Consider the following 879-nt stretch of genomic DNA (forward strand, 5'->3'; position numbering starts at 1 on the left):
GTCCTAAAGCAATGGCACCACCGTTAACATTGGTTATCTCTTTATTTAAACCCAACTCTTTTATTACCGTTAGGGCCTGAACTGCAAAGGCTTCGTTTGCTTCGATTAGATCTATATCTGAAAGACTTAATCCAGCCTTTGAAAGGGCTTTTTTTACTGCCCCAACAGGACCGCATCCCATTATCTTTGGATCTACACCTGCCTCACCGTAGGACCTGACATAGGCAAGAGGCTTCTTTCCCAATTTTTTAGCAAAACTCTCACTTACTAAAACCAATGCAGATGCTGCATCGTTTATACCCGATGCATTCCCTGCGGTAACTGTTCCATCCTTTTTAAAGGCTGGCTTAAGCGAAGCCAGTGCTTCTAAAGTTGTTCCAAACCTTGGGTGTTCATCGGTATCAAAAAGTTTTTCCTCCTTCTTAACTTTTATCGTAACAGGAACTATCTCATCTTTAAATTTTCCCTCCTTAATTGCCTTTTCCGCCCTTATCTGGCTTTCTAAGGCAAACTCGTCCTGCTCCTGTCTTGATATATTGTATTTTTCAGCTAAATTTTCTGCAGTAATACCCATATGATATTGATTGAAGGCATCAAGGAGCCCATCATAAATCATTGAATCTATTGCCTCTACATTGCCCATTCTGGCACCAAATCTTGCCTGTGGCAGAAGATAGGGAGCCCTGCTCATACTCTCCATTCCTCCACAGACAACAACCTGTCTATCTCCGGTCATAATAGCCTGTGCTCCAAGGGCAACGCTTTTAAGTCCTGAACCGCAAACTTTATTGATTGTGAATGCTGGTATTGATTCACTCAAGCCAGCATAAATGCTTGCCTGACGTGCAACGTTCTGACCCAGTCCAGCCTGTAATACAC

Annotated in this window: 1 protein-coding gene; it reads right to left on the reverse strand. The window is 42.8% G+C overall.

The window, feature by feature from the left end:
• Positions 1-879, reverse strand: an 879-nt coding sequence (locus tag N3F66_15090) for an acetyl-CoA C-acyltransferase (GenBank protein ID MCX8125472.1), incomplete at both ends; no start/stop codon positions are given.

This window comes from Spirochaetota bacterium, from assembly GCA_026414805.1.
Lineage (GTDB): Bacteria > Spirochaetota > UBA4802 > UBA4802 > UB4802 > UBA4802.